The following is a 5,641-nucleotide window of genomic DNA, read 5'->3' as shown; positions in this document are numbered from 1 at the left end:
GTCAATTATAATCATTAGGGTTGTTTTTCTTTTTTCACAAATCACACTAATGTGGATGGGATCCAAAAATGTATTTCCCTATATTATCTTATATATAATCTCAATTGGCTTAGCGCTGGCGTATCTTTTAATTAAGATTCATCCTGAATTTTCAACTTCTAAGTTTAACCTTCAGTTTGGAATTAAGGAATCAATGATTAGTATGAAGTTGGGTATCAGTCTTATGATAGCTAATGTATGCTCCCTATTGATTTTAGGAGTGGGAAGACAAATTGTTGATATGAAATGGGGACTGATTTCATTTGGAAAGGTTTCTTTTTCACTTACCTTAATGAATTTTGCCTTGACCTTCATTATGCAAATTGGTTTGGTCCTATTTCCTGCTTTAAGGAGATTTTCATCTGATGCGTTAAAACAATACTATAATAAATTAACCATAGTTTTGTTTAATATTCTTCCGTTAATGTATATTGCGTATTTACCGGCTCAATATATCCTTGGCCTGTGGTTACCTGAGTATAAGGAAAGTATTAGTTTTTTAGCCACAGTATTACCAATCTGTTATTTTGATAGTAAAATGAATTTGATTGGGAACACTTTCTTTAAGGTTTTAAATAAACAGGTATTACTACTTAGGATCAATGTTATTACGATTGTTTTGAGTACAGTTTTAGGTTTAATCTTTGCTTATATTTTTAATAGCATGTACTTAGTTATTATTGGCATGGTAGTATCTATAATTTTTAGAAGTGTATTTGCAGATACGTTGTTAAGTAGAGACATTGATATTTCGGTTAATTCTTTAGAAATTTCTGATGTTATTTTAGCCATTATTTTCATACTTGTTTCCAATTTTTTAGATTGGAAATATGCTCTAATTATAATTGTACTTTGTTACATTATTAGATTAGCATTAATCAAGCTGAATATACTCAAAGTGACGGTTAATGATTAAAATACTTAATTTCTATAAATGTAAGGAGCTCAAATGTTTAAAAATATTATTGTAACCGGCGGAGCTGGGTTTATTGGTTCGAACTTCGTCCATTACGTGGTGAATAATCATCCTGAAGTTCACGTTACGGTTTTAGATAAATTAACCTATGCCGGCAACAAAGCTAATTTAGCTGGATTGCCAGAAGATCGGGTTAAGTTAGTCGTCGGTGATATTTGTGATAAAGAATTAGTGGATCAATTGGTTAAGGATGCTGATGCAGTAGTTCATTATGCGGCAGAAAGTCATAATGATAATTCCTTACGGGATCCCGAACCATTTATCCAAACGAACATCGTAGGGACTTCAGTTTTGATTAATGCTTGTCGGAAGTACAATGTTCGTTTCCACCACATTTCGACCGACGAAGTCTATGGGGATTTACCATTACGCGAAGATTTACCTGGCCATGGTGAAGGACCAGGTGAAAAGTTTACTCCCGAATCACCGTATCGGCCTAGTAGCCCATATTCTTCTTCCAAAGCTAGTTCTGACTTGTTAGTGCGCGCTTGGGTGCGTTCATTTGGTTTAAAGGCAACGATCTCTAATTGTTCGAATAATTATGGTCCATACCAACATATCGAAAAGTTCATTCCACGCCAAATCACTAATATTTTGAGTGGCGATCGGCCTAAGTTATATGGAACTGGTAAGAATGTCCGGGATTGGATTCATACGAATGATCATTCTCGGGCTGTTTGGCAGATTCTGACCGAAGGTAAGATTGGTGAAACTTATCTGATTGGTGCTGATGGGGAAAAGAACAATAAAGAAGTGCTAGAATTGATTCTTGAATTAATGGGCCAACCGAAGGATGCCTACGATCAAGTTAACGATCGTCCTGGTCATGATTTGCGTTATGCCATTGATGCCACAAAATTACGAACTGAGCTAGGTTGGGAACCAATTTATACAGATTTTAAGAAGGGTCTGCAAGAAACCATTGATTGGTACACTGACCACCAAGACTGGTGGCGAGATGAAAAGGCGGCAGTGGAGGCTAAATACGCCCAAAACGGTCAATAAAATGATGAAGTTCCCTCTATTGGATTGCCAGTATTGGGAATTTTTCGTATAGAAAGGAATAAATATGACTGAGATTATGATTACTGGTGCTAAAGGTCAGTTAGGCACCGAATTGTGTCATTTGTTGGATGAACGAGGAATCACATATGATGCTTTTGATTCTAAATCCCTAGATATTACGGATAAAGAACTAGTTGATCGGAAGGTCAAAGAATTAAAGCCACGAGTAATCTATCATTGTGCTGCTTACACGGCTGTTGATAAGGCCGAAGATGACGGCAAAGAAATCAATTGGTCGGTTAACGTTGATGGAACCCGTAATATTACCAAGGCAGCACAAGATGTGGAGGCAACTTTAGTTTACATTAGTACTGATTATGTTTTCGATGGGACTAAAGATAGTGAGTACGATGTTGATGATGATCCTAATCCTAAGAACCAATACGGAAAAGCTAAGTTAGCAGGGGAACAAGCAGTTCAAGAGATAATGGATCGGTATTATATAATCCGGACGTCTTGGGTATTTGGTCAGTATGGTAATAACTTTGTTTACACTATGTTACGTCTAGCGAAGGATCATGATCAACTAACCGTGGTAAGTGACCAATTTGGCCGCCCAACTTGGACAAAAACGTTGGCTGAATTTATGACTTATTTGATTGATAGGAATACACAGTTTGGGATTTATCAATTATCAAATGAAGGCACATGTTCTTGGCATGAATTTGCCAAAGAAATTTTAAAAGATGAAAATGTGAAGGTACTTCCGGTAACTTCTGAAGAGTATCCGCAAAAGGCTTATCGTCCACGTCACTCAGTGATGAGCTTACAGAAGACAAAAGCAACCGGATTTAAGATTCCAACATGGAAAGAGGCTTTATATGAATTTACCAAAAAGAATAGAAATTGATATTAAAGAATTACATTTTTTAACTAATAATCCAAGAACTGAAGAAGCAATTGATGATTTTGATGCTGTAAAAAAGTTATATCTGTCTGATACAAGAAAAGGAGATAATTTAATACATCTAGCTTTGGGTATTGCTGAGGAAGGATTTGATCAGAATGAACCCATATATGCAGTAAAGAAAGATGGTAAATATATAGTATATGAAGGGAATAGACGGTTATCAGCGCTAAAGATGTTAACTAATCCAGAAAAATATATATTTTTAAGTGAAAAACATTTAAAAATGTTATTTGGCACCGACAAACAAAGGGTTCCATCTTCAATTGAAGTTACTGTAGTAAATGAAGATGAGGCTAAGAAAATAATGGAGAGGAATCATGGTGGGGCGTTAGATGGTAAAGGGAGAATTCCATGGTCTCCAGAATCATCAAGACGATATGCAAGGCTGCTCGGAAAATCGGGAGCATTTGTTGATAAAACAACAGATGCTTTTGAGGAAACTTATGGTACTTCCATTGGAGATTATATAGGTGGGATTACAACAGCTGACAGAATTTTTGGAAATAAGGAAATTAAAAAATTTATTGGGAAAATTGAAGAAAATGGTCCAGACCCACATCAATTAAAAAAAATAAAAACAATTCTTGATCGTGCAAAAGACACTGCAGACGAAAAAAAAGTTGGGATTACACGTGCAATTTACAACAAAAGGGATATTGAGAATTTGATCCCTAGGGAAAGATCGAATGATATTAATTTTAACGATAACGATTTGTTAAGATATATTAACGGGAGAAATTTAGTTAGCTCCGATTCTAATTTTGAGTTTCTAAATAACTTGTTAGAAGTTTTTAATGAATTTTGACCAAAAGGGTCAGGCCCAACCGTATATGAGAAGAAAAAGAAATTAGCATATTTATACGCACCAGCAATTCGGTCCATTTTTGAAATATCATTCTTTTTATTTCAGGACTCAAAATTATATAGTAGCTCAGGAATTGAAAAATTCAATGAAAAAAGTATCAGAAACGTTATCAATCATATAGAAGAAGATACAAAATTCATAACTTCTTTATCAAATAAATTTGATGCTCCTTTAAATAGCTATAACTCAATAAAAAACTTAATTCGTGAAGAAGATTTTATAAGTTCGTTTAAAAAGTCCAATCCTGGTGCACATAGAGGTGCGCAGGTATTATCTGTAAATGATATCGAAGATATGTCAATAAAAGCTGGGTTGTTTGCAATTCTAATAGAAAATTATATTAACTATAAAAATGAAATCTAATATATCTAATTCAAGTAATAGTCCACTAAGGTATCCAGGAGGAAAGGGGAAAATTACTAGATTTATTTCGAACAATGTGGAAATGAATGGACTTACTGGTACATATGTGGAGCCTTTTGCAGGAGGAGCCGGCGTTGCAATTAACCTATTACTTTCTAACAAAGTTAACAACGTTATAATCAACGACTTGGATAGTTCAGTATACGCCTTCTGGGATTCTGTTCTGAACTCTACAAATGACCTAATAAAAATGATTGAAGAGGTCCCGTTTGATTTTTACGATAGCATTAATAAGCTAACGCCAAGTGAAAAGTTTAGTTATTGGAAGAGTAACCAAGATAGATTAAATCTCTATCGAAAAAAAGACTCGACACATGGACTTAACGAAGCCTTTCATTTTTTTATGGCAAACAGAATGAATGTTAGTGGAATAATAGATGGCGGTCCAATTGGGGGGAAAAATCAAAATGGAAAATATGATATTACTTCTCGATTTAACAAAAAAAACTTATTAGCAAAATTGAAAAAATTTCTCAACAATCTAATAGGATTCTAGTCAAAAATATGGAAGCAACTTATTTTTTGAATAAGTATTTCGAAATCCTTGACAAGGATACACTTTACTTTATTAACCCACCGTACTTCAATCAAGGAAAGTCGTTATATAGTCATTTCATGACTGAAACATTACATAGAGATATTTCGTATATTTTGAATGATAATAATTTTGTTAATAAAATTAATTGGGTATTGACTTATGATACAGCCCCTCAAATTTATGAATTATATAAAAGCGGTAAGAATATTAATAAGTATAAATATGAAATAAATTATTCCGCTAACAAGAGGGGGAAATTCTCTGAGTTTTTGTTTAGCTCAGATAATATAAACATTGAGTCATTTGATAATGTTGAGTTAAAAAAATTGGAATACCACTTTTAGAATTTATTTAAAATGGACAGATTTATGAGTTTAGATAGGGACATATACAAATCAAAAAATGAATTAAATTTAAAAAATAACAAAGAGATTCAGATAAATAAAGTTACTGGAATTTATCTCGATAAATTTAGGAAATTTAAAGGTGCGACTTTGGAATTAGGGGAAAACATTACTGTAATATTTGGCAGAAATGGAACCTTAAAATCAACCGTAATGGGACTTATCGCACATCCTTTTAGGACTGAAGAAAAGGATGTTTTTGGCAAAGTAAAGTAATGGATAATAAATTTTCTGATGTATTTAAATTATCAGAGGAAAAGGATAAAGACCAATACGAGTACCGCATATATATGGTTGTAAATGATAACGAAAATCTTACTGAGCCCATTTATATGTATTCTCAAAAATCGTATAAAGGGGATTCGAGATTTCGTTTAGTTCCTAGTGGGAGAAATAAAGGAGATGGGAGTTTCTCATTACC

General features: G+C 33.7%; 6 protein-coding genes and 1 pseudogene. All 7 read left to right on the top strand.

What is annotated here, in order from left to right; translation table 11 throughout:
* Positions 1-955 (top strand): hypothetical protein (locus PS3_RS08700; protein ID WP_040468776.1); only part of this gene is annotated, 955 nt, incomplete at its 5' end.
* A 33-nt stretch (positions 956-988) separates the two neighbouring features.
* Positions 989-2,020 carry a dTDP-glucose 4,6-dehydratase gene (gene rfbB / locus PS3_RS08695; RefSeq protein ID WP_007122709.1) on the top strand — a complete coding sequence of 344 codons (1,032 nt, stop codon included), beginning with the start codon at positions 989-991 and terminating at the stop codon, positions 2,018-2,020.
* A gap of 64 nt (positions 2,021-2,084) precedes the next feature.
* Positions 2,085-2,930 carry a dTDP-4-dehydrorhamnose reductase gene (gene rfbD, locus PS3_RS08690; protein ID WP_007122708.1) on the top strand — a complete coding sequence of 282 codons (846 nt, stop codon included), beginning with the start codon at positions 2,085-2,087 and terminating at the stop codon, positions 2,928-2,930.
* Positions 2,902-3,795 carry a ParB N-terminal domain-containing protein gene (locus PS3_RS08685; protein ID WP_040468774.1) on the top strand — a complete coding sequence of 298 codons (894 nt, stop codon included), beginning with the start codon at positions 2,902-2,904 and terminating at the stop codon, positions 3,793-3,795. Before rfbD ends, PS3_RS08685 begins: the two co-directional genes overlap by 29 nt.
* Positions 3,796-4,207: 412 nt before the next feature.
* The gene (locus tag PS3_RS10555; RefSeq protein ID WP_202798052.1) at positions 4,208-4,774 is read left to right on the top strand and encodes a DNA adenine methylase; all 567 of its coding nucleotides are present in this window, start codon (positions 4,208-4,210) and stop codon (positions 4,772-4,774) included.
* Between the two features lie 410 nt (positions 4,775-5,184).
* Entirely contained in the window at positions 5,185-5,436 is a 252-nt protein-coding gene (locus PS3_RS08675; RefSeq protein WP_141566759.1) for a hypothetical protein, read from the top strand.
* Positions 5,436-5,641: pseudogene (locus PS3_RS10725) on the top strand (hypothetical protein); the annotation flags it as partial. The gene PS3_RS08675 and the pseudogene PS3_RS10725, both read left to right, overlap by 1 nt.

Source organism: Limosilactobacillus gastricus PS3 (genome assembly GCF_000247775.1).
Classification (GTDB): domain Bacteria; phylum Bacillota; class Bacilli; order Lactobacillales; family Lactobacillaceae; genus Limosilactobacillus; species Limosilactobacillus gastricus_A.
The sequence above is the reverse complement of the archived record's forward strand: the minus strand, read 5'-3'. Positions and strand labels throughout refer to the sequence as shown.

What these genes read in the sequence shown, in the direction of transcription:
- rfbB (WP_007122709.1), top strand. Translation starts at nt 989, where the DNA reads ATGTTTAAAAATATTATTGTAACCGGCGGAGCTGGGTTTATTGGTTCG.
- rfbD (WP_007122708.1), top strand. Translation starts at nt 2,085, where the DNA reads ATGACTGAGATTATGATTACTGGTGCTAAAGGTCAGTTAGGCACCGAA.
- PS3_RS08685 (WP_040468774.1), top strand. Translation starts at nt 2,902, where the DNA reads ATGAATTTACCAAAAAGAATAGAAATTGATATTAAAGAATTACATTTT.
- PS3_RS10555 (WP_202798052.1), top strand. Translation starts at nt 4,208, where the DNA reads ATGAAATCTAATATATCTAATTCAAGTAATAGTCCACTAAGGTATCCA.
- PS3_RS08675 (WP_141566759.1), top strand. Translation starts at nt 5,185, where the DNA reads ATGAGTTTAGATAGGGACATATACAAATCAAAAAATGAATTAAATTTA.